General features: G+C 72.9%; 13 protein-coding genes and 1 pseudogene. 11 read left to right on the plus strand and 3 right to left on the minus strand.

Annotated elements, in window-relative coordinates:
* The first annotated feature begins 45 nt into the window (after positions 1–45).
* The 9 genes from IM770_RS10360 to IM770_RS10400 are packed head-to-tail and all read left to right on the plus strand — an operon-like array spanning position 46 to position 17,250.
* Positions 46–6,120 (plus strand): Ig-like domain-containing protein, encoded by a 6,075-nt coding sequence (locus tag IM770_RS10360; protein WP_203581043.1) that lies wholly within the window; start codon positions 46–48, stop codon positions 6,118–6,120.
* Between the two features lie 43 nt (positions 6,121–6,163).
* On the plus strand, positions 6,164–7,135 hold the full coding sequence (locus IM770_RS10365) for an AAA family ATPase (protein WP_203581044.1): 972 nt from the start codon (positions 6,164–6,166) through the stop codon (positions 7,133–7,135).
* Entirely contained in the window at positions 7,135–8,397 is a 1,263-nt protein-coding gene (locus tag IM770_RS10370; RefSeq protein WP_203581045.1) for a DUF58 domain-containing protein, read from the plus strand. Before IM770_RS10365 ends, IM770_RS10370 begins: the two co-directional genes overlap by 1 nt.
* Positions 8,394–10,997, plus strand: coding sequence for a transglutaminase-like domain-containing protein (locus IM770_RS10375; protein ID WP_203581046.1), 2,604 nt, complete (start codon positions 8,394–8,396; stop codon positions 10,995–10,997). Before IM770_RS10370 ends, IM770_RS10375 begins: the two co-directional genes overlap by 4 nt.
* Positions 10,994–12,409, plus strand: a complete 1,416-nt coding sequence (locus IM770_RS10380) for an RDD family protein (protein WP_203581047.1) — start codon at positions 10,994–10,996, stop codon at positions 12,407–12,409. Before IM770_RS10375 ends, IM770_RS10380 begins: the two co-directional genes overlap by 4 nt.
* Positions 12,406–13,260, plus strand: a complete 855-nt coding sequence (locus IM770_RS10385) for a PP2C family protein-serine/threonine phosphatase (protein WP_203581048.1) — start codon at positions 12,406–12,408, stop codon at positions 13,258–13,260. The genes IM770_RS10380 and IM770_RS10385 overlap by 4 nt, the downstream gene beginning before the upstream one ends.
* The gene (locus IM770_RS10390) at positions 13,260–14,801 is read left to right on the plus strand and encodes an FHA domain-containing protein (protein WP_203581049.1); all 1,542 of its coding nucleotides are present in this window, start codon (positions 13,260–13,262) and stop codon (positions 14,799–14,801) included. The genes IM770_RS10385 and IM770_RS10390 overlap by 1 nt, the downstream gene beginning before the upstream one ends.
* A complete protein-coding gene (locus IM770_RS10395; RefSeq protein WP_203581050.1) occupies positions 14,798–16,504 on the plus strand; it encodes a serine/threonine-protein kinase in 1,707 nt (568 codons plus the stop codon). Before IM770_RS10390 ends, IM770_RS10395 begins: the two co-directional genes overlap by 4 nt.
* A complete protein-coding gene (locus IM770_RS10400) occupies positions 16,492–17,250 on the plus strand; it encodes a hypothetical protein (protein WP_203581051.1) in 759 nt (252 codons plus the stop codon). Before IM770_RS10395 ends, IM770_RS10400 begins: the two co-directional genes overlap by 13 nt.
* Positions 17,251–17,329: 79 nt before the next feature.
* Here the strand turns inward: IM770_RS10400 and IM770_RS10405 are convergent, their stop codons facing one another.
* From IM770_RS10405 to IM770_RS10415, 3 genes are all read right to left on the minus strand, one after another.
* Positions 17,330–17,821 (minus strand): recombinase family protein, encoded by a 492-nt coding sequence (locus IM770_RS10405; protein WP_239065988.1) that lies wholly within the window; start codon positions 17,819–17,821, stop codon positions 17,330–17,332.
* A gap of 193 nt (positions 17,822–18,014) precedes the next feature.
* Complete coding sequence (locus tag IM770_RS10410) at positions 18,015–19,874, minus strand: cation:proton antiporter (protein ID WP_203581052.1); 1,860 nt, start codon at positions 19,872–19,874, stop codon at positions 18,015–18,017.
* 143 nt (positions 19,875–20,017) lie between these two features.
* Complete coding sequence (locus tag IM770_RS10415) at positions 20,018–21,040, minus strand: malate dehydrogenase (protein ID WP_203581053.1); 1,023 nt, start codon at positions 21,038–21,040, stop codon at positions 20,018–20,020.
* A 92-nt stretch (positions 21,041–21,132) separates the two neighbouring features.
* Between IM770_RS10415 and ypfJ the strand changes: the two genes are divergently transcribed.
* Positions 21,133–22,002, plus strand: a complete 870-nt coding sequence (gene ypfJ, locus IM770_RS10420; RefSeq protein WP_203581054.1) for a KPN_02809 family neutral zinc metallopeptidase — start codon at positions 21,133–21,135, stop codon at positions 22,000–22,002.
* A pseudogene (gene pip, locus IM770_RS10425) lies at positions 21,999–22,964 on the plus strand (prolyl aminopeptidase); the annotation flags it as partial. The gene ypfJ and the pseudogene pip, both read left to right, overlap by 4 nt.
* Between the last annotated feature and the right edge of the window lie 722 nt (positions 22,965–23,686).

Consider the following 23,686-nt stretch of genomic DNA (forward strand, 5'->3'; position numbering starts at 1 on the left):
TGCCACGTCGAGACGCACGATGCCCCGGAGGAGGCCGAGGTTTCCATGAGGTCTTTCGCATGGCTTCGCGCACGCCCGCGCACGCTCGCGTCGGCGGGCGCTGTCACGGCTGCCGCCGTGACGGTCACGACGCTCGCGTTCGTCTACCAGGGCCTTCCCACGACCGAGGTCGACCTCCACGACGGCGGCGTGTGGGTGACCAAGCAGTCGAGTCTTCTCGTCGGCCACTTCAACCATGAATCACAGGTGCTCGACGGCGCCCTGCGCACCACGAGCGACGACTACGACATCCTCCAGTCGGGCGGCACGGTGCTGGTGGTCGACGACACCAACGCATCGGTGGGCGTCGTCGACCCCGGGATGGTCGCGCTCTCGGGTGCGGCGAGCCTTCCCGGCGACGCGAAGGTGACGCTCGGCGGCGACACCGTGGCGATCCTCGACCGCGCATCCGGCGACCTCTGGGTCACCCTCGCGGCGGGCGTCGGCGCGTTCCAGATCGAGGGGACCGACCCCACCGCGAACCTCGGCAAGGGCGCCGACGTCGCCGTCGGGCTCGACGGCGTGGTGCACGGCGTCTCGGCCGAGACCTCGGAGCTCGTCACCGTGCGGATCGGCGACGACGACGCTCCGGCGGAACCCGTGCGCAGCGGCCTGCCCGAACTGGACGAGAACGCCGAGCTGTCGATCACCGCGGTCGGCGACAAGCCGGTCGTGCTCGACACCGCCACCGGCACCGTGATCGCCGACGGCCGGGCGACCGTCGTCGACGGCGGTCGCAGCGCGGTGCTGCAGCATCCGTCGGCCGCGGCGGCCGCCGTATCGCTGTCGACGGCCTCCGCGTTCGTCCGTGTGCCGTTCGACGGCTCGGGTCCCACCGAGGTCGAGGCCGGCGGAGAGGGATCGCCCGCACAGCCGGTGTGGCTCGACGGCTGCGGCTACGCCGCCTGGAGCGGCTCCGGCCGGTTCGTCCGCGACTGCGCGGGCGACGCCGACGACCTCGAGGCCGACATCGAGGGCATCGAGCCGACGTCGCTGCTGAAGTTCCGCGTGAACCGCGACGTCGTCGTGCTGAACGACATCGTCGGCGGTGCCACGTGGATGGCCGCCGAAGACATGCAGCGCGTCGACAACTGGGACGAGCTCACTCCGCCCGAGGGCGAGACCGAGAACGAGGAGCAGACCACCGAGGAGACCACCGAGACGGTGCTCCCCGAGCGCTCCGAGGTGAACACCCCGCCCGACGCGAACGACGACGACCTGGGCGTGCGGCCCGGTCGCACGACGATCCTCCCGATCCTCGACAACGACAGCGACCCCGACGGCGATGTGCTGACCACGCGCGTGCTCGACGGCGGCCCTTCGATCGGTGACGTGCAGTCGATCGACAACGGCCGCGCCCTGCAGATCGCCGTGCCGGAGGATGCCTCGGGCTCGGCATCCTTCACCTACGAAGTCTCCGACGGCCGAGGCGGCACCGACACCGCCCGTGTCGCGCTCGCCGTCCGCGGGTGGGACGTCAACGAGCCGCCGACGCAGAACCGGGTGACGACGGTCGCGGTCGAGGCGGGCGGCACCATCACCTACAACGTCCTGCCGGACTGGGTCGACCCCGACGGCGACGACGTGTTCCTGGGCTCGGTGACCACGGCCGACGGCGACGAGGCCGACTACACGTCCGACGGCCGCATCACGTACCGCGCCGTGGGCAACACGCAGGGCCGCAAGGACGTCGAGATCACGGTGTCCGACGGGTCGGACGCGACCGTGGGCATCGTTCGCTTCGATGTGCGCCCGGTCGGCTCCATCGACCCGGTGACCAACGCCGACTACGTCGCGGTGCGGGTCGGGCAGACGGCCACCGTGTCGCCGCTCGCGAACGACGTGGGCGCGGGTCGCGAGCCGCTGCGCCTCGCGCGGGTCGACCCGGTGACCGGCGCCGACATCGTCCCCGACTACGGCAACAAGACCTTCACCTTCAAGTCGGCGACGCCGGGCACCTACTACGTGCAGTACCTGGTGGCCGCCGGCGCGGCCGGCATCCCCGGCATCGTGCGCGTCGACGTGATCCCCGAGGGCGAGACCGACCTGCCGCCCGTCGCCGTCCGCGACGTCGCGCTGCTGCCCAGTGGCGGCGAGGTGCTGGTCAACGTCCTGACCAACGACTCCGATCCGTCGGGCGGCATCCTGGTCGTCCAGTCCGTGACGGTCGAGCCCGGCTCGGGCATCGCCGTGGCGGTCCTGAACCACGAGACCCTGCGCATCAGCGACCAGGCGGCGCTGTCGGAGCAGGTGCGCATCACCTACCGCATCTCCAACGGCTCGCAGTCCGCCGAGGGCGACGTCATCGTCATCCCCATCCCGGCGCCCGCGCAGCTGCGGCCGCCGGTCGCCAACGACGACCAGGTGGTCGTGCGTGCCGGCGACGTCGTCACCATCCCGGTGCTCGACAACGACTACCACCCGAACGGCGACACGATCCACGTCGCGCCCGACCTGGTGCCCCCGCTGATCGAGCCCGAGGACGGCGAGATCTTCGTCTCGCAGGACACGGTGCGCTTCCGCGCGTCCGACGAGCCCGGCACCGTCTACGCCACCTATGAGGCGGTCGACAGCACCGGCCAGAAGGATGCCGGTTACATCACGATCCAGGTGCTGCCGGTCAACGCCGACACCAACGCCGCTCCGCGACCCCGTGACCTGACCGCCCGCGTCCTCAGCGGCAGCCGGGTGCGCGTCGCGGTGCCGCTGGACGGCATCGACTCCGACGGCGACTCGGTCGAGCTGGTCGGACTGGCCTCCTCGCCGAGCAAGGGCCGCGTCGTCGAGACGGGCTCGGACCACCTCGTGTACGAGGCCTTCGACGACACCGCGGGGGTCGACGCCTTCACCTACCGCGTCCGTGATCGGCTGGGCGCCGAGGCCACCGCGAGCATCCGCATCGGCATCGCGCCGCCCGAGGGCGTCAACCAGGCCCCGTACGCGGTCAAGGACTCCGTCATCATGCGGCCCGACCGCTCGGTCGCGGTGCCGGTCCTCGCGAACGACTCCGACCCCGACGGCGACGAGTTCGGCATCGTGAAGAACGGGCTGATCCTTCCCGACGTGTCGGGGCTCGAGGCGAAGGTCGACGGCAACCGCGTGGTCGTCACCTCGCCGTCCCAGCCGGTCGAGACCTCGCTGCAGTACACGATCCGCGACGCGCGCGGTGCCGAGGCGAAGGCGGTGCTGCAGATCACCGTCGCCGACGACGTGCCGCTGCAGAAGCCCATCGCGCGCGACGACTACGTCCGCGCCGCCGACGTCGAGGACGGCGTGATCGACCTCGAGGTGCTCGCCAACGACGAGGATCCCGACGGCACCGTCGACGAGCTCGAGCTGGAGGTCGCCGATGCGAACTCCCGCGTGCTCGCCGACGGCAAGGTGCGCGTCACGCTCGGCGACACCGGGCGCCTCGTCACCTACACGATCACCGACCGCGACGCGAACGAGGCATCCGCCTTCATCCACGTCCCCGCGCTCTCGTCGCTGCCGCCCACGCTGCTGTCGACCGAGCCGATCGAGGTGAAGAGCGGCGAGACCGTCGAGCTCGCCCTCGCCGACTACGTGCGTTCCGCCGCCGGCGGCGAGGTCATCATCACCGAGGCCGCCAAGGTCACCGCCGCCCACAACGACGGCGCGTCCCTGGTGAAGGACCAGACCACGCTCGTGTACACGTCGGCCGCCGGCTACTTCGGCCCCGACGCCATCAGCTTCGAGGTCACCGACGGCACCGGGCCCGACGACCCCGAGGGGCGCAAGGCGACGCTGACGCTGCCGATCACCGTCCTCCCGCCCGAGAACCAGCAGCCCACGTTCGTCAACGGGCAGATGGATGTCGCGCCCGGCGAGGATCCGACCGCCCTCGACCTCGGCGGCCTGACCACCGACCCCGACCCCGAGGACGCCGGCCGCATCGAGTACGAGATCGTCGGCGGATCGCCGAGCGGGATGACCGCCGCGATCGAGGGCGACGAGCTGCGCGTGGGCGCGGCCCCCGACACGAAGAAGGGCACGGCGGCGACCATCCGCCTGCGCATCAGCGACGGCACGACCGATCCGGTCGAGGGTGTCGTGAACGTGCGGGTGATCGCGTCGACGCGCGAGCTGCCGACCGCCAACGACGACGTCATCCCCGAGGCGCATCAGGGCAAGACCATCACGGTCCCGGTGCTCGCCAACGACGTCAACCCGTTCCCCGACAAGCCGCTCACGGTCACCGCCGCTGTCGTCGAGACCGGTGAGGGCGTGCCTCCCGTCATCGACGGCGACCAGGTGAAGGTCACGCCGAACGAGAAGTTCTTCGGCACGATGGTCGTGCGCTACCGCATCCAGGACGCGACCGGCGACCCCGACCGCGAGGTCGAGGGACGGATCCGTCTCACCGTGCAGGGCAAGCCCGACGCTCCCGGCACGCCGAGCGTCTCGAGCGTGCAGGACCGCACGGTCGTGCTCTCGTGGACGCCCCCGGCCGACAACGGCGCCGAGATCGAGCGCTACCTCGTGACGTCGACCGCGGGGAACTACGAGAAGGAGTGCCTCGCCACGACGTGCACGCTCGACGGCCTCACCAACAACGTGAAGTACAACTTCGTCGTGGTGGCGGTGAACCGCGTCGGGCCGTCCGAGGCGTCGGCGCCCTCCGAAGAGGCGCGCCCCGACGCGCGTCCTGACACCCCGGCGGCGCCGACGCTCGTGTTCGGCGACCGCAGCCTCAACGTCTCGTGGGTGACGCCGTCGACCCCCGGGTCGCCGGTGCAGAACTACACCCTCGAGATCTCGCCGGCGCCGCCGTCGGGCATCTCGCAGAAGCAGGAGGTCGTCGGCAACTCCCTGGTGTGGGACGGCCTGCAGAACGGTGTCGCCTATCAGGTACGCGTGCAGGCCCACAACCTCGCTCCCGACCCGTCGAGCTTCAGCCCGTGGTCGGTGAGCGAGATCCCCGCCCGCGCGCCCGAGCCTCCGGCCGCGCCCTCGGTCAACCGTCTGGATCCGGTGGGCAACCAGGCCCAGCTCGAGGTCGTGTGGACGCCGCCGGCCGACAACGGCGACAGCATCTCGGCGTACGAGCTGCAGATCGTGCAGGGCGGGGCCGTCGTGCGCACGGTGACCGGCATCCCGGGCACGCAGCCCCGTCAGGCCGTCGACGTCCCCACCTCGACGAGCGATTACACCTTCCAGGTGCGGGCCTCCAACAAGGCCGGCTGGAGCACGTGGGGCGCCGCCTCGGCGCCGCGCCGTGCCTTCGGCGTGCCGGGCGCGCCGACAGGTGTGTCGCTGTCGACGCCGACCGGCAACAGCGCGGTCGTCGTGGCCTACGGCGACGCCGCGGGCAACGGTGCGAACGCGAGCGAGATCGGGTACGAGTATTCGCTGAGCGGCGGCGGCTGGACCGCCATGCCGGGCAACAAGACCATCGGCGGCCTGTCGAACGGCACGACGTACACGATCCGTGTGCGTGCGTACACGTCCATGGACGGCGTGCGGTACACCGGTCCGGAGTCCTCGCAGTCCAACGGCGCGATCCCGTACGGGCCGGTGCGAGACCCCGGCGTGAGCGCGACCCGCGAGGGGACGAGCGTGCGCGTCGGGTGGAGCGCCCCCGCTGACAATGGCCGCGCCATCACTCAGGTGCAGATCCGCATCAACGGCGGCGGCTGGGAGAACGTGTCGAACAGCGGCTCCCGGCTCGTGGGCAACGGCTACGACCAGCGCCACACGATCGACGTGCGCGCCTACGATGCCGCACAGCCGCAGCAGGTGTCGCGCGTCGTCTCGGATGCGGCGACCACTGCACCACAGCCCCAGCCGAAGGCCTGGGTCAGCCGGGGCGCGGGGACCGGCTCGGTCACCGGATGCTCGTCGGGCAACTGCAACTACTTCGTGATCAACACGCAGGACTTCCCCGCGGGCAACTACCGCGTCTACTGCAACTCGTCGGGCCAGGGCGAGTTCGCGGGCGGCGCCTACTGGGACCTGCCGAGGAACGGCTCGGTGCAGCTGGGTTGCTACTACGGCTACTACGGCGAACAGGTCTGGGTGCGGATCGTCGGCTACGGCGAGAGCGAAAAGCGCGTCTGGTAGCGGCCCGACAGCGACACGACAGCAACGAGAGAACGAGACGAACATGACGATGACCCCCGAACAGGCGGCCTGGTTCCAGGGAACCTTCGCGCGCCTGGTCGACAACGTCGATCAGGCCCTGATGGGCAAGCGCGATGTCGTCGGCCTGGTGCTCTCGGCGATGCTCGCCGAGGGCCACGTGCTGCTGGAGGATGCCCCGGGCACCGGCAAGACGAGCCTCGCCAAGGCGCTCGCGGCCACCGTGCAGGGAACGAGCAGCCGCATCCAGTTCACGCCCGACCTGCTCCCGTCGGACGTGACCGGCGTCACGATCTACGACCAGGCGTCGCACCGCTTCGAGTTCCACCGCGGGCCGGTGTTCGCCTCGATCGTGCTCGCGGACGAGATCAACCGCGCCTCGCCGAAGACGCAGTCGGCGCTCCTGGAGGTCATGGAGGAGTCGCGCGTCACGGTCGACGGCGTCACCCACGAGGCGGGTCGCCCGTTCCTGGTCATCGCGACGCAGAACCCCATCGAGCAGGCGGGCACCTACAAGCTGCCCGAGGCCCAGCTCGACCGCTTCCTGGTGAAGACGTCGATCGGCTACCCCGACCTCGCCGTCGCCGAGCGGATCCTCGCCGGCGCCGCCGAACGGAACCCGTCGGCCAACCTTCCCGCCATCATCACGACCGGCGCCGTCGCCGACATGGCAGACCTCGCGGCCACCGTGCACGTCGACCCCGCGGTGCTCCGCTACACCGCGCAGCTCGCCGAGGCCACGCGCAGCGACCCGGCGACGCGTCTGGGCGTCTCGGTGCGCGGCTCGCTCGCGATGATCCGGATCGCCAAGGTGTACGCGGCCGCGCAGGGCCGCCACTTCGTGCTGCCCGACGACATCAAGTCCCTCGTGGCGCCGGTGTGGACCCACCGCATCGTGCTCGACCCCGAGGCCGAGTTCGCCGGCACCACCGCCGAGACCGTCGTCGCGCGGGTGCTCGAGTCGGTCGCCGCGCCGCAGGCGAGGTCCGCCGCCTGATGACCACGGAGGCACTCGGGCAGGCCGCGGCCGCCGACGAACTTCGCGCCGGGTACGGCCGGCTCCTGCTCGGCGCGCTGCGCCGTGCAGGCGCCGTGCTCGCGCGCGTGTTCGGCGTGGTGCGGCCCGTCGCCTGGGTGCTCATCGTCGGCGCGCTCGTGCTGTGGATCCTCGGTCGGTCGCTCGGCTGGTGGGAGCTCACCGTCGCCGCGGTGGTCGTGACCGCCGTGCTCGCGCTGTGCCTGCTGTTCCTCATCGGCCGGACGGCCTACGACGTGTCGCTCGACCTCAACCGCACGCGCGTCGTCGTCGGCGAGCGGGCGGTCGGCGCGCTCACCCTCGCCAACACCGGCACCCGGGCGATCCTGCCCTCACGCGTGGTGCTGCCGGTGGGCGGCGGTCGTGGCGTGTTCGACGTGAACCGTCTCGCCGCGGGCGAGTCGGCGGAGGAGCTGTTCGCGATCCCGACCACCCGCCGCGCGGTGGTGAAGGTCGGACCCGTCAGCGTGGTCCGCGGCGACCCGCTCGGGCTCTTCGAGCGGGTGCACCGTCGCGACGAGCCCGTCGACCTCTTCGTCCACCCGCGCACCGTGCTCTTCGACGGGCAGTCGCTGGGCTTCCTGCGCGACCTCGAAGGCCTGCCGGCCACCGACCTGTCGCGCGACGACGTGTCGTTCCACGCGCTGCGCGAGTACCAGCCGGGCGATGACCTGCGCCACGTGCACTGGAAGTCCACCGCACGCACCGGTCACATGATGGTGCGGCAGTACGAGGAGACCCGCCGGTCGCACTTCGTCATCGGCCTGTCCACCAGCCCGGCCGACTACCGCGACGACGACGAGTTCGAGCTGGCCGTCTCGGCCGCCGGCTCGCTCGGCCTGCGCGCCCTGCGCGACTCGCACCGCGTCGAGGTGCGCGTGCAGGAGCGCGCCCTGCCCTCGGGCACGGGCAAGCAGTTCCTCGACTCGCTGTCGGCCCTCGAGCACTCCAAGCCGCGCGCGGGCTCGGTCGTCGAGCTGGCGGGCTCGGTCGCCGCCACGCTGCCGCTGGCGAGCGTCGTGGTGCTGGTGTGCGGCAGCCGGGTCGACGCCGCCGACCTGCGCACGGCCTGCAGCCGCCTGCCCTTCGGTGCGCGCGTGCTCGCCGTCGTCACGGGGCCGGTCGGCACGTCCCCGTCGCTCCGCCGCATCGGAGAGGCGAACGTCGTCACGCTCGGCGAGCTCGCGCAGCTCCCGAACGCGCTCCGGAAGGTGCTCGCATGAGCGCGCCCGCCACCCCGCTCGCCGCCGCGCCGCCCGCAACGCCCGCGCCGCCCGCCACCGCGCCTGCGCGCGCCGGCGCGCCCCGGCCCCCGGCATCCCGCCCCCCGGCAGCGCGTCCCGCCGCGGAGCCGCTGACGACCCGCCGCTGGATCGTCGACGCCGCCGCCGTCTTCGTGCTCCTGCTGATCCCGGTCGTCGGGTTCTGGCCCACCTTCGACGGCGCGCGCTATCTCGTCGCCGCGCTCGGCGGTGTCGTGCTCGGCATGGCGCTCGGCGTTCTCGGCCGGGTCTTCCGGTGGGGCATCCTGGTCCTCACCGCCGCCACGATCGGGGCGTACTTCCTCTTCGGCGCCGCGCTCGCCCTGCCGCACACCGCCGTCGCCGGTGTCATCCCGACGATCGAGTCCCTGCGCCTTCTCGCTCTGGGCGTGGTCGTGTCGTGGAAGCAGCTGCTCACCACGGTCGCGCCGGTCGCCACCGACGGCGGCCACCTCATCGTGCCGTTCCTCCTCGCCCTCGTCGCGGCAGTCCTCACGACGTCGCTCGCGCTGCGGCTGCGCAGTGCCGGCTGGGCGCTCCTGCCCGCGGGGGCCTTCCTTGCCATCGAGATCGCGCTCGGCACGTCGCAGCCGATGGTGCCGGTCATCCAGGGTGTGATCTTCGGACTCGTCGCCGTGGTGTGGCTCGCGGTGCGGCAGGCCTGGCAGCCGCAGGCCGCCGCGATCTCGGTGGGCGAGCGCTCGGCGAGCCGGGCTGCCGGCGTTCGGCGCGTCCTGCTGGGCGGTGCCGTCGTCGCCGTCGCCGCGGTGATCGGCGTCGCGACGAGCGGGTTCGCCGCCCCGTCGTCGCCGCGCTACGTGCTGCGCGATGTCGTCATCCCGCCCTTCGACATCCGTGAGTTCGCGAGCCCCCTGCAGTCGTATCGCGCATATGTCCGCGACTTCCCCGACGAAGCCCTCTTCACGGTGAGCGGCCTGCCCGAGGGCGCGCGCGTGCGCCTGGCCGCGATGGACGCTTACAACGGCACCGTCTACAACGTCTCGGACTCGGGCGCCGGCTCCTCCAGCGCCTTCGCCCCCGCACGGACGAACATGTCCGCCGACGCCGAAGGCGCGCCCGCGACCCTGCACGTCGAGATCGGCGCGTTCGAGGGGGTGTGGATGCCGGATGCCGGCGCCGTCCGCAGCGTCACGTTCGGCGGCGACCGGGCCGACGACCTGCGCCGGACCGCTCACTACAACGAGTCCACGTCGACGGGCGTCGTGACCGCGGGTCTGGAGCCGGGCGACGAGTACACGCTCGAAGCGGTCATCGGCGATGTTCCGAGCGACGAATCCCTCGCGGACGAGTCCTTCGCCCCGGTGTCGCTGCCCGACCAGGGGGGCGTGCCGGAGGACCTCGCCGACATCGCGTCGACGACGGTGGCCGAGGCGACGACGCCGATCGAGCAGGTGCGCGCGCTCCAGCAGATGCTGTCGGAGGGCGGCTACTTCAGCCACGGTCTCGCGGGCCAGCCGCTCTCGCGCGCCGGGCACGGGGCGGAGCGCATCTCGACGCTGCTCGGATCGGAGCAGATGGTCGGCGACGACGAGCAGTACGCCACCGCGATGGCGCTCCTCGCCCGCGAGCTCGGCATCCCGGCCCGCGTCGTGATGGGCTTCTACCCCGACGAGGACCAGGCCGGCCAGGCGGTCTTCAGCGCGACCGGCGAGACGCTCCACGCGTGGGTCGAGGTGGCGTTCGCCGACGCCGGCTGGGTGCCCTTCGATCCGACCCCGCCCGAGGACCAGATCCCGAGCGACCAGACGACCAAGCCGAAGGCCGATCCCAAGCCGCAGGTGCTGCAGCCGCCGCCCCCGCCGCAGGAGCCGGTCGACCTGCCGCCGACCGTCGCCGACGACCGGGGCTCCGAGGACGAGAACGCGTTCGACGCGGCGCTGCTGTGGACGATCATCTCGATCGGCGTCGGAGTGCTCGGTCTCCTCGCGGTGCTGCTGGCGCCGTTCATCGTGATCGGCGCACTGAAGGCCGCACGGCGCGCCAAGCGCCGGCAGGCCGAGCGCGCGTCCGATCGCATCAGCGGCGGGTGGGACGAACTGGTCGACCGCGCCGCCGACTACGGCGCCCCGGTGCGGCCGGGCGCGACGCGCCAGGAGGATGCCGGCGTGCTGACGGCTGCTTTCGCCGAGCCGCGTGTCGCGACGCTCGCCTCGCGCGCCGACCTCGAGGTCTTCGGCCCGACCGAACCGAGTCCTGCCGACATCGAGGCGTTCTGGGGCCAGGTCGACGAGATCGTCGGCGGGATGGGCAAGGGCCGCTCGGTGTGGAACCGACTGGGCGCCCGCCTCAGCATCCGCAGCCTGCTCGAGGGCACACGCTTCGCGCTGCCGCCGCGGACACGCACGACCGCGGCCCGATCGGCGAAGCGGACCGCGAAGCCCGAGCGGGCGGTGAGCGCAGCTCCCGCGGCATCCCCGGGGGCAGAGCCCGGCATCAGCGACGCGCCCCCGGCGCGCCCCTCGCGGCCCGCCTCGCGCCGCGGACGAGACAAGACCCGGAGCGCACCCGAGCCCTCCCGCCCCGCACAGGAGACCGAATGACCATGAGCCCGCCCGCCGCCGTCCCCGCGGCGAGCATCGGACGACGCATCGGTGCGTTCGTCATCGACATCGCCGTGGTGTGGGTGCTCGCCGCGGTGCTGGGGGGCATCGCCCTCGGCGTGCTGTTCGCCGTCGGCCCGAGCGCGGGCCCCGACGGTCTGACGGCCATCATCCTCCTGGCGTACGGCGTCATCGGCTTCGTGCTGCTCGCGTGTTGGCTTGTGTACTCGGCGATGCAGGGCGGCCGCGGCTCGCTCGGCCAGCGCGCGGTGGGGCTGCGCCTGCAGGACTCGGCGTCGGGCGCACCGATCGGGTTCTGGCGCGCAGTGTGGCGCAACGTCGTCTTCGGTCTGGCGGGCTCGATCGTCATCGGATACTTCACCCCCCTGTTCGACGCGAGCGGCCGCAACCAGGGCTGGCACGATCTGGCCGCGAAAGCGGTGGTCGTCGACGTGCGGAAGACGGATGCCGCAACCCGCGCCGCCGCCGAGCCCGCGGCGGCGAACCCCTATCTGCCCGCGCCCTCCACCGCTCCGCTCCTTCACGCGACCCCGCTGCCGCCGGTGCCGTCGCTCGGCTACCCGCAGGCGCCGGCGGTCATCCCTGCCGCGGCGGCTCCCGCGCCCGCGCCCGCGCTCGTCCCGACCGCGCTCCGGGGCTCAGCGCCTGCTCCGGCTCCGGTCGCGGCCCACCCGACCCCTCGCGTCGGCGCCGGCGTCGTCGGCGCCGGTGTCATCGAGGCCGTGCCGTGGGTCACGGCCGACCCGGTCCGGTCGCCGCTCCTGCGCGCCCCCGAACCGGAGTCGTTCCCCGACGTGACGATGCCGTTCCCCGCGGCGACGACCACCGAGCCTCTCGGCGCAGCCCTGGCATCTGCGGCCATGGCCGCCCCGGCGGCCCTCGCACCGACCGCTCTCGCACCGACCGCTCTCGCACCGGCCCCCGCGGCGCCGGCTTTCGCCGCCCCTGCGATGGCGACCGCCGTCGCGGATGCGGCATCCGTCCCCTCTCCCTTCGCCGATGACGTCGACGCGACGCGCATCGTCGTCCCCCCGCCGCCGGCGCAGCGGGCGGCGCTGTACGACGATGCTCCGGTCATCGCAGTGCTCACCTGGGACGACGGCTCGCGCATGGCCGTCTACGGCCGGACGCTCTACGGCCGCAACCCGGCGACCGAGGCCGGTGCCGTCGCGATCCCGGTGCGCGACGAGACCCTCTCGCTGTCGAAGACCCACTTCGAGATCGGCGGCGACACCGCCGGCGCGTGGATCGTCGACCGCCACTCGACCAACGGCACGATCCTGGTGCGCGACGGCGGGCGCATCCCGCTCGTCGCCGGCACCCGCACGAACCTGCGCGCCGGCGACGTCCTCGAATTCGGCGACCGGCGCGCCACGGTGGGTTCCGCATGACGGCCGCCCCCTCCGCGCCGATCACGGTCGCGTTCGGCGCGGCGACCGACGCCGGCCTGCGTCGGCGCATCAACGAGGACTCGTACCTCGCGGCGTTCCCGCTGTTCCTCGTCGCCGACGGCATGGGCGGCCACAACGCGGGCGAGATCGCCAGCGCCGCCGTGGTGGAGGAGTTCGCGATGCTCAGCGGGCGCGAGAGCCTCACGATCGACGACGTGCACACCGCCGTGGCGGCCGCGCGCCGTCGCGTGGCGGCGCTCCCTGCCGGAGCGGGAGCGGGCGCCGGCACGACCCTGGCAGGCGTCGTCATCGCCGACGTCGACGGCGAGGGGTACTGGCTCGCGCTCAACCTGGGCGACTCGCGCACCTATCGCCTCAGCGAGGGCAGCTTCGAGCAGGTGAGCGTCGACCACTCGGTGGTGCAGGAGCTCGTCGACAGCGGGCAGCTCGACGCCGCCGCCGCCCACCGCGACTCGCGACGCAACGTCATCACGCGGGCGATCGGCGCCGGCAGCGACGCCGAGCCCGACTACTGGCTCCTTCCCGCAGAGGACGGCGACCGCATCCTGGTGTGCTCCGACGGACTGTCCGGCGAGCTCGACAAGGACGCGATCCACGGCATCCTGCTGGCCGAGGCCGATCCGCAGGCCGCCGCGACGCGCCTGGTGCACGAAGCCATGATCCGTGGGGGGCGCGACAACATCACCGCGCTCGTCGTGGACGCCCTCGCGGTGCGCTCCCGCGCCGGTGGCGCGCGCGAACGCGATACGGTGCCGGTGAGTGCCCCCATCGAAGACGCCGACATCGACGGCGACACGCTTCCGCGCGCGATGGCCACGAGAGGATTCTGATGCCGACGCTGTACGCCCCGGGCACGACGCCGGTCGCCGTCACGCCGCGCGGGTTCGCGATGCTCGAGCCGGGCGCCTCGGCGGCGCTGCTGGCGCGCATCCGCGCCCTCCTCGCCGACGGTCGCGGTCTCGGCGGCGTCATCGAGGCGCTCACCGGTGCGTACGGCGCGTCGATCACGGCGATCCCCGCCTTCGCGGTGGTCCTCGCGGAGGGCGACGGCGTCCGCATCGCGGTCCGCGGCGGCTTCGCCTTCGACGTCGATGCGGCGGCCCCCGAGCGTGTGTCGGGAGCGGGCGTGACGACGTGGACCGAGCGCGTGATCCCGGCCGTCGCGCGGGTGACGCTCACGACGACGGAACTCGAGGTCTCGGCCCCCGCCGAGTTCGAGATCGCCGACGGCATCGTGCTGGCGGCGGGGATCGTGTGGGATGCCGCGCCCTCGGGGGCGTCGTCGGCACCGTCGCCTGCCCAGCCGGCCTCGGCAGCCGGGCCTGCCCAACCCGCGCCGTCGGGTACCGAAGACCGGGCCGGTCGCGGCGACACGGCGGGTTCGACCGCCGGCGCGCGGCGCGCCGCGTCACCCGCCCGGCTCTCGGACCCATCCGCGACGGAGGCCGGCCTGGGAGGCGCGGGCACGGAGGTCCCCGCCCCGGCGGCGCCGGCCCAGGCGTCGGCCGCCCCGGCGCCCACCCCGGCGGCCCCGGACCCGGCCGCAGGCGGCACGACACCGGCCGCTCCGAACCAGCGCCCGAACGCGGACCAGGCCGCTCCGGCCAAGGGCGCTCCGGCCCCGGCCGTGCCCGGGCTGATCGACTCGAGCACGGTGCAGTCGGTGGCCGACGCCGAGACGCTCCTGCCGGTGGATTCCGCGCTCTCCCCGCACCCCTCCTCCAGCGAGCCCGAGGCTGCGGCCGGGCGCGACGACGCCTCCTCGACGAGCGGACTCGACCCCGCCTGGACCGCGACGGTCATGCGGGCCGCCGACACCGTGGTGCGTCCCGGGGGTGCGGCCGGCGACCTCGCCTCCGGCGCGCCGGCCCCCGCGCCACCCGCCGGTGACCACGACGGCGCCACGATCTCGCTGGCCCAGGCGCGCGCGCTGCGCGAGGCTGCTGCGCGGGGCGGCGCCGGGGCCGCGGCATCCGTCCCCCTCCCCGCAGACGCGGCCGCCGCGCCGCTCGCGCCCCCGCGCTCGCCGGCCCCGGGGCGCATCCGCGTGTCGACCGGCCAGGTGCTGCCGCTCGACCGGACCGTCGTCATCGGGCGCCGCCCGCGCTCGACCCGGGTGAGCGGCACCGACCTGCCGCACCTGGTGGCCGTCGACAGTCCCCAGCAGGACATCTCGCGCAGCCATGTCGAGCTGCGGGTCGAGGGCGAGAGCATCGTCGCGACCGATCTGCGCACGACCAACGGCACGACTCTGCTGCGCGCGGGCGCCGACCCGGTGCGGCTGCACCCGGGCGAGGGCACGGTCGTGGTCCCGGGCGACGTGCTGGACCTCGGAGACGGCATCACGGTCGCGATCGAGGGTCTCTCATGAGCCCGAAGCGCGCGCCCATGGCGCCGCCCGACCTTCCGGGCTTCACCTACGTCGACCTGCTCGGCTCCGGCGGGTTCGCCGACGTGTTCCTGTACGAGCAGCAGCTGCCCAAGCGCCGCGTGGCGGTGAAGGTGCTGCTCACCGACCGCATGTCGAGCGGCTCGGTCGAGGAGTTCACCGCCGAGGCGAACGTCATGGCGATGCTCTCGACGCATCCGGCGATCGTCACGATCTACCAGGCCGGTGTCGCGACCGACGGCCGGCCGTACCTCGTGATGGAGTACTGCCCGCGTCCGAACCTGCAGGTGCGCTATCGGCGCGAGCCGTTCTCGATCGCCGAGTCGCTGCGGGTCGGCGTGCAGGTCGCCGCCGCCGTCGAGACCGCGCATCGTGCCGGCGTGCTGCACCGCGACATCAAGCCGGCGAACATCCTCGTCACCGAGTACAACCGTCCTGCGCTCACCGACTTCGGCATCGCGTCGACCACGACCGCGGCCGCCGAGTCGGCCGGCCTGTCGATCCCGTGGTCGCCTCCGGAGTCCTTCGCCGACGTGCCGCGCAGCGACCCTCGGTCCGACGTGTACGCCCTCGGCGCGACCGTCTACACCCTGCTCGCAGGGCGATCGCCGTTCGAGCTCGCGGGTCAGCGCAACGGCGCGGCCGAGCTCATCCACCGCATCGAGACGCTGCCGCTCCCGGCGCTCGGACGCGCCGACGTGCCGGCGTCGCTCCAGCGTGTGCTCGAGCGCGCGATGGCCAAGTCGCCGGCCGACCGGTACGAGAGCGCGCTCGCGTTCGCGCGGGCGCTGCAGACCGTGCAGATCGAGCTGTCGCACTCCGTCACGCCCATCGACATCCTCGACGACCAGGCGCCGGACGACATCGAGGAGGACGAGGACGACGGCCTCACCCGCGTCCGCGGCGTCGTCAGCATCAATCCCGACACGACGCCCGCGGCCGGCATGACGCGTCCGTCGGCGAAGACCGCGCCGACCTCGGGCTTCGCGCCGACCTCGAGCTTCGCGCCGACCTCCGGCTTCGCGCCGAGCTTCGACCCCGCACCTGCCGAGACCGAGACGGTCCTCCGGAGGCCCGCGGCCACGGCGCCGGCCTACGGGCAGGCCCCGCCCGCGGCGTACGAGGCGGCGACCCCCTCGGCCTACGAGCAGACGGTGCGCCGCGACCAGGTGCGCCCGGCGGTGCCGCGTGGCGAGACGTTCGTGCAGACCCCGGTGATGGACGCGCCGGCGCCGGAGCAGGAGACGGATGCCGCGCCCCCGCCACGCCGTCGCACCGGGCTGTGGATCGGGATCGGCGTGGCCGCGTTCGTGATCGTGGCCGTGATCATCGGCGTCTCGCTGCCGGGCCTGCTCTCGGGGTCGACCCCGTCCCCCGAGGTCGAGCAGACACCCTCGAAGCCGCAGGATCCGGTGGCACTCGTCGTCCCACCCGTCGAGGACGTCACCGGCGCGCCGGCCGAGGGCGGCGTGAAGTTCACGTGGACCAATCCCGACCCGCAGGACGGCGACTTCTACATCGTCGAGGTCGTGACGCTCAGCGACACGACCAGCGGGTCCGAGTCGGTCGAGACCGCCGAGGTCGTCGTGCCGGCCGCTCCGTCGGGGCAGACCTGCATTGACGTCACACTGGTGCGCTCCAACGGCACGCAGCAGAACAACCCGTCGCGGGGGTGCACGCCGTGATCGTCGCGGAGGCCGACGCCCTGACCGTCGAGTTCGCCGGTGAGCTGTTCTCGGTGGCGCCCGGCGCCGTGTTCACGGTCGGCCGCGAGGGCGACCTCGCGATCGACGACAACCTCTTCCTGCACCGGAACTTCCTCACGATCCAGAGCCTCGAAGGGCTCTGGCTGCTGTCGAACGTCGGATCGCGCCTGTCGGCCACGGTCACCGACTCGGGTGGCCGCGTGCAGGCGTGGCTCGCGCCCGGCGCGCGGCTGCCCCTGGTCTTCGCGTCGACCTCGGTCATCTTCAGCGCCGGTCCTACGACGTACGAGCTCACCATCCACGCCGCCGAGCCGACCTTCCGCGACACGCAGCCGGCGCCCGACGACGACGGCCTCAGCACGATCGGCGAGGTGCCGCTGACGCACAGCCAGCGCGTGATGATCCTGGCGCTCGCCGAGCCGGTGCTGCGCCGCGACGGCACCGGCATGAGCGAGCTGCCGACGTCGGCGCAGGCCGCCGAACGGCTGGGCTGGACGCTCACCCGCTTCAACCGCAAGCTCGACAACGTATGCGACAAGCTCGACCGCGTCGGCGTGCCGGGCATGCGCGGCGGGGTGCGTTCCTACGCCACCAACCGGCGTGTGCGGCTGGTCGAGCACGCGGTGGCCGCGCGCCTGGTCACCCGCGACGACCTGCCGCTCCTCGACCTCGAGCGCGAGAGCTCGCTCACCGGGACGAGCGCCGGACGCGACGAGGAGTCGTGACGGATGCCGCCTCCCGGCGACTCCACCCGCGTCAGCCCGAGCGGCTCCGCCGCGTCAGCGCGGGGCGTCTTCGCGCGGGTCAGCGCCCGGCGTCGTAGAGGTGGCGGCCGCCGTGGCTCACGACCTTGACCACCACGCCGCGACGGTGCAGCTCCGCGACGGTGCGCGTCTCTTCGTCGATGTCGCGCCCCAGCGCATGGACGTTGGCGACGACGAGCACGTCTCCGCGGCGGAGGGTGCCGAACAGCCGGACCAGGCGCTCCTCCCATGACTCCAGGGTCTCGGGAGCGGGGTGCCGGAAGCCCTCGATCGGGACGCCGAACCGGGTCAGGTCGTTGCGCTGCTCGACCACCGAGGGCATGTCGTCGCGGGCGATGACGAGGCCCACCAGCCGCGAGCCCGCGGGCCGCGCGAGCCAGAACGTGCGATCGGCCTGCAGCTCGGTGAAGCACTTGGGGCACTCGGCCGCGGGGTGCGGAAGGTGCAGCGGCGCGGTGTCGGTGCCCGTCGACCCCGGCGCCGGCGACGCGTGCGTGTGCGCGGCATCCGTCGTCTTCGTCGTCTCGCTCATGTGAGGCCCCCTCGCTCGCCAGCCATTGTCTCACCCGCCCACCGGCCCCCGCACACCGGCGGCCCCGCCCGCGGGGCCCTCAGCCCGCATCAGGGTGTCGCAACCGCTGCACTTTCCTGCAACTGCTGCACCGATTCACGCAGCGGTCGCGGGAAACTGCAGCAGTCGTGCTCGCCCCCGCGCCGGCCCCGGCTCAGTCCTCGTCGTCGAGGCGCAGCTCGAGGCTGAGCTGATCGGCGTCGAGCTCGGCCAGCGCGTGACGCAGGGCCGGTGTGCTGTAGCCGCCGCCCGCCGACAGCTGGTTGAGCCGGGTGCGCATCGCCTCGATCATCGCCAGCCGCAGCTCGAGCAGATCGCGCGTCGGCAGGCCGTCGGCGTCATCGGGGGGATCCACCATGCGGCTGCCGACGACCGACACCAGCTCTTCCGGGAACGTGCTCCCGTCGCGGCGGCGCAGCGTCGGGGCCGACAGCGCCGAGACCGCCGCGTCGCGCAGCTCGTCGTCGAGGGCCGACTGCTCGGCCCTGTCGACGCTCTCTCCGGACGGCGTCTCGAGGCGCAGCAGCCGCACGAGCCACGGCAGGGTGAAGCCCTGCAGCATGAGGCTGCCGACCGCCACGGCGAACGCGATGAACACCAGCAGCGCGCGGTCGGTGCCCTCGCGCGGCAGCGTCTGCGCCGCGGCGAGCGTCACCACGCCGCGCATGCCCGCCCACACGATGATCGCGCCGTGCTTCCAGCCGAGCGGGGAGGCCTGGTAGTAGTCGAGGTCGCTCAGCGCCCGCGAGATCCGCGCCCGCATCGAGGCGAGCCGGCGCTGCACCCGCGGGCTGTCGACGTCGGGCGCCTCGCGCCGATGGCGTCGACGGCGAGCGGATGCCGCGCCCCGGCCACCGCCATCGCCACGGGCGTCCGCGCGGGCGGCGGTGGCGGCATCCGTCTCCCGCTCCTGACCGGCGCCGGGCAGCACACCGACCTCTCCGAAAGCCAGCTGGTCGATGCGCGCCGACATCGCCTCCAGACGGCTGCGCTGGCGCCCCCGCGCCCGCCGGCTCTGCAGCCACACCAGCAGCGACACATAGGCCGCCCGCACGGCGAGGACGATCGCGAGCGCGCCGGCCGCGATCGCGATGCCGGTGCCGAGGCCGTTGTGGTTCTCGACGTTCTCGGTGACGATGTCGCTCAGCTCGAGGCCCATCACGAGGAAGACGGCGCCCTCGAGCACGAGCTCGATGGTGCGCCAGTTGTGCTCGTCCGACCGCCGCTGCTCGGGCGTGAACCACCGGGCCGCCCCCTGGCCCGTCACGATGCCGGCGACGACGGCGGCGACGAGCCCCGACCCGCCGAGCTCCTCGGTGGGGATGTACGCGACGAAGGGCACGACGAAGCCGATCGCGGTGTTCGCGGCCGAGTTGCGGATGAGCGCGCGCAGCCGGAGGTTCAGCAGCCCCACGATCGCGCCGACCACGACCGCGACCACGACGCCCCACGCGAACGCCGGCAGGAAGCCGACCCCGATCTGCGCATCACCGCTGACGCTCGTCGCCACGGCGACGGACCCGACCATCGTGCGCAGCAGCACGAGGGCGGTCGCGTCGTTGAGCAGGCTCTCGCCCTCGAGCATCGTCACGACCCGCCGCGAGACGCCCAGGCGCTTGACGATGGAGGTGGCGACGGCATCGGTCGGACTCAGGATGGCCCCGAGCGCGACCGCGATGGCGGGCTGGATGCCGGGGATCACCGCCATGAAGAACACCCCGAGCACGATCGAGCTGACGATGACCAGCAGGAACGACAGCCCGGCGATGGGCCCGAAGTCGCGCCGGAACTCGATCGCGGGCAACGCGACCGCGGCCGAGTACAGCAGCGGCGGCAGGACGCCGACGAGGATGAACTCGGGGTTGATCTCGGGGATCTCGACGAACGGGAGCAGGCTCACCCCGCCGCCGACCAGCAGCAGGATCAGCGGTCCCGCGATGCCGAGCTTGGGCGCCACCGCCGTCGCGAGCGCGATCGCCAGGATCGCACCGATGACGATGATCAGCGCTTCCACGCCTCAGAGCCTATTGCGGGCGGTCTCTCGGCTTTCGAATCGCGCACTTGGCACCGATTCGCGCGCGAAGCTGCAAAGTACGCGATTCGAACGGGATGCCGGGGCTGGGCCGGAAGCCGGCGTGCCGGGCGGAGAGCGCCCGGCTACAGGACGCCGAGGGCGCGGACGGCGTCGCGCTCGGCGACGAGTTCGTCGACGGATGCCGCGAGCCGGCCGCGTGCGCGATCGTCCAGGTGGAGGCCCTCGATCACCCGATAGCCCTTGCCGTCTCCGCGTGACACCACGGGCAGCGAGCACACGAGGCCCTCCGGCACACCGTACTCACCGCGCGACACCACGGCCGCGGACGTCCAGCCGTTGTGCGTGCCGAGCTGCTCGTCGCGCACGTGGTCGATGGCCGCATTCGCGGCCGATGCCACCGACGACGATCCGCGCACCTCGATGATCTCGGCACCCCGCTTCGCGACCCGCGGGATGAACGTGTCGTCGAGCCAGGCCGCCGCGGCGGCCTCGCCGCCGAGGCGTTCGGCGAGAGCCTCGCGCACGGGCGTCGCATCGGGGAGGATCGCGTGGTCGACGTCGGGGAACTGCGTGGCGGAGTGGTTGCCCCAGATGATGACGTCGGCGATCTCGCCCGCGGGCACTCCGAGCACCTCGGCGAGCTGCCCCACGGCACGGTTGTGGTCGAGCCGCGTGAGCGCGGTGAAGCGGTCGGTCGGAATGTCGGGAGCAGCGGATGCCGCGGCGATGAGCGCGTTGGTGTTCGCGGGGTTTCCGACCACGACCACGCGGACGTCTTCGTCGGCGACGGCGCCGATCGCCCTGCCCTGCGGGCCGAAGATGCCGGCGTTCGCCGCGAGCAGGTCGCCCCGCTCCATGCCCGCGGTGCGCGGGCGGGCGCCCACCAGCATCGCGATGCGCGCGCCGTTGAACGCGGTGAGCGGGTCGTCGGTCACGTCGACCTCGCGCAGCAGCGGGAACGCGCAGTCCTGCAGCTCGAGCGCCGCGCCCTCCGCCGCCCGCATGCCCTGCGGGATCTCGAGCAGCCGCAGCCGCACGGGCCGGCCGGGGCCGAGCAGATCGCCCGCCGCGATGCGGAACATCAGCGCGTAGCCGATCTGGCCGCCGCCGCCGGTGATGGTCACGGTCGTGGGTTCGCTCGCCATGGCACGAGCCTAGACCGCGGCATTGTACTCAATCCCCGGCATCACGCGCCCCCTCCTCGTTCCGGACAGGGTGTCGGGGTACCGTGACAGCCATGACGTTCAACGACAACGCCAACGTCGGGGGGAACACGGCGCGCCGTCGAGGTGCGGGCGTGGCGGTGGCCGGCGGCGGCGTTGCCGGCCTCGGCGCGATCGCGGTGATCCTCTTCCAGCTGTTCACCGGCCAGGACCTGTCGAGCATCATCCCCGGCGGCGGGCAGGTGGGCGCCGGCGAGGAGTCGGAGATCCAGCAGTGCGAGACCGGCGCCGACGCCAACGCGCGCGACGACTGCCGGCTCGCGGCGGGCAGCGTCGTGCTCGACGAGTACTGGGGGAGGCAGGTCGAGGGATATCGCGCACCGCAGCTCATCATCGTGGACCAGCAGACCGGCTCGCAGTGCGGCACGGCCTCGAACCAGACGGGGCCGTTCTACTGCCCGCCCGAAGAGACGGTGTACATCGATCCCACGTTCTTCGGCCTCCTGCGCGAGCGGTTCGACGCATCGGCGGGCGAGCTCGCCCAGCTGTACGTGCTCGCCCACGAGTACGGGCACCACGTGCAGTACATCGCCGGGATCATGGACCAGCACCCGAACAACGGCACCGGACCGGACAGCAACGGCGTGCGCACCGAGCTGCAGGCCGACTGCTTCGCCGGCGCGTGGGTGGGCGGCATGACCCAGGAGACCGACGACAACGGAGTACCGTATCTGGAGGAGCCCACCCAGCAGCAGATCGCGGACGCGATCGACGCGGCCGGGACCGTGGGCGACGACCATATCCAGCAGGAGTCCGGGGGGTTCGTGAACCCCGAGTCCTGGACGCACGGTTCCAGCGAGCAGCGGCAGCGCTGGTTCCAGACGGGTTACCAGAACGGTCCGTCTGCCTGCGACACGTTCGGCGTTCCGGGGGGAAGCCTATGAACGAACACCTCGACGACATCCTCTATCCGCCACTCGAGCCCTACGACTCCGGCACGCTCATCGCCGGCGAGGGCCATCGCATCGCGTACGAGCAGAGCGGAAACCCCGAGGGCAAGCCGGTGGTGTTCCTCCACGGCGGTCCGGGTGCGGGAACCTCGCCCTGGCACCGCCGTTTCTTCGACCCCGAGCGGTACCGGATCGTGCTGCTCGACCAGCGCGGCTGCGGCCGCTCCACGCCACACGCGAGCGACCCGCATGCCGACCTGCGGCACAACACGACGTGGCATCTCGTCGCCGACATCGAGCTGCTGCGCAAGAACCTGGGCATCGACAAGTGGCAGGTGTTCGGCGGCTCGTGGGGCAGCGCCCTCGCGCTCGCCTACGCGCAGGCGCATCCCGAGGCGGTCACCGAGATCGTGCTGCGCGGCATCTTCACCCTGCGCCGCCACGAGCTCGAGTGGTTCTACGAGGGCGGTGCGGCATCCGTCGTCCCGGATCTGTGGGAGGAGTTCATCGCCCCCATCCCGATCCTCGAGCGCTCGCAGCTCATGCAGGCCTACCACCGTCGGCTCGCCGACCCGGATCCCGCGGTGCACGTGCCGGCGGCCGTCGCGTGGTCGCGGTGGGAGGCGGCCAACCTCACGCTGCTGCCCGATCCCGAGCTCGTCGAGGCGATGACCGAGCCGCGCGCCGCCGTCGCGTTCGCGCGCATCGAGAACCACTACTTCCTCCACGGCGGCTGGTTCGCGCCCGAGCAGCTGATCGCCGGGGTCGACCGCATCCGCCACCTCCCCGCCGTCATCGTGCAGGGCCGCTACGACGTGTGCACGCCCGCGATGACCGCGTGGGACCTGCACCGCGCATGGCCGGAGGCCGACTTCGTGATGATTCCGGATGCCGCGCACGCGGCGTCCGAGCCGGGCATCGCGTCCGCGCTGCGCGCCGCCACCGACCGCTTCGCCGGGCGCGACGACCCGGCGGCCGACGGGGCCGAGGGCGAGGCTGCCGAGAACCAGGAGTCCGACATCGGCGGTGAGGTGCAGGCCCAGCGCCGGCGTCTTCGCTCGGACGCTCGCAATCACGAGCACACTGTGCATGACGAGGACGGCGGCGTCGTTCGGCCGGAGCCGACGGACGAGGCGGATGCCGCTGCCGACGAGCCCGCCGACGCGGACGACGCGGACGAAGCCGCCGAGGACGCGTCCGCCCGCTGAGCCCCCGGTTCCGGCTGTTGAGCGAGCGAGGAACGAGCGAGACGAAACGCCCCGGCGATCTCGAAACCTCCTGGCGTTTCGTCTGCGGGCGCCAGAGCGCCCTCCGCTCAACGACCGGGGGACCCGGTTCCGGCTGTTGAGCGAGCGAGGAACGAGCGAGACGAAACGCCCTCCCCCCGGGTCCGGTCGTTGAGCGAGCGAGGAACGAGCGAGACGAAACGCCCCGGCGATCTCGAAACCTCCTGGCGTTTCGTCTGCGGGCGCCAGAGCGCCCTCCGCTCAACGACCGGGAGACCCGGTGCCGGTATCGGGCCGTTGAGCGAGCGAGGCGAACGTCCTCGCGCCCCGGGTCCGGTCGTTGAGCGAGCGAGGAACGAGCGAGACGAAACGCCCCGGCGATCTCGAAACCTCCTGGCGTTTCGTCTGCGGGCGCCAGAGCGCCCTCCGCTCAACGACCGGGAGACCCGGTG

Origin of the sequence: Microbacterium hibisci, from assembly GCF_015278255.1 — a bacterium.
Classification (GTDB): Bacteria; Actinomycetota; Actinomycetes; order Actinomycetales; family Microbacteriaceae; genus Microbacterium; species Microbacterium hibisci.

What these genes read in the sequence shown, in the direction of transcription:
- IM770_RS10360 (WP_203581043.1), top strand. Translation starts at nt 46, where the DNA reads ATGAGGTCTTTCGCATGGCTTCGCGCACGCCCGCGCACGCTCGCGTCG.
- IM770_RS10365 (WP_203581044.1), top strand. Translation starts at nt 6,164, where the DNA reads ATGACGATGACCCCCGAACAGGCGGCCTGGTTCCAGGGAACCTTCGCG.
- IM770_RS10370 (WP_203581045.1), top strand. Translation starts at nt 7,135, where the DNA reads ATGACCACGGAGGCACTCGGGCAGGCCGCGGCCGCCGACGAACTTCGC.
- IM770_RS10375 (WP_203581046.1), top strand. Translation starts at nt 8,394, where the DNA reads ATGAGCGCGCCCGCCACCCCGCTCGCCGCCGCGCCGCCCGCAACGCCC.
- IM770_RS10380 (WP_203581047.1), top strand. Translation starts at nt 10,994, where the DNA reads ATGACCATGAGCCCGCCCGCCGCCGTCCCCGCGGCGAGCATCGGACGA.
- IM770_RS10385 (WP_203581048.1), top strand. Translation starts at nt 12,406, where the DNA reads ATGACGGCCGCCCCCTCCGCGCCGATCACGGTCGCGTTCGGCGCGGCG.
- IM770_RS10390 (WP_203581049.1), top strand. Translation starts at nt 13,260, where the DNA reads ATGCCGACGCTGTACGCCCCGGGCACGACGCCGGTCGCCGTCACGCCG.
- IM770_RS10395 (WP_203581050.1), top strand. Translation starts at nt 14,798, where the DNA reads ATGAGCCCGAAGCGCGCGCCCATGGCGCCGCCCGACCTTCCGGGCTTC.
- IM770_RS10405 (WP_239065988.1), bottom strand. Translation starts at nt 17,821, where the DNA reads ATGAGCGAGACGACGAAGACGACGGATGCCGCGCACACGCACGCGTCG.
- IM770_RS10415 (WP_203581053.1), bottom strand. Translation starts at nt 21,040, where the DNA reads ATGGCGAGCGAACCCACGACCGTGACCATCACCGGCGGCGGCGGCCAG.
- ypfJ (WP_203581054.1), top strand. Translation starts at nt 21,133, where the DNA reads ATGACGTTCAACGACAACGCCAACGTCGGGGGGAACACGGCGCGCCGT.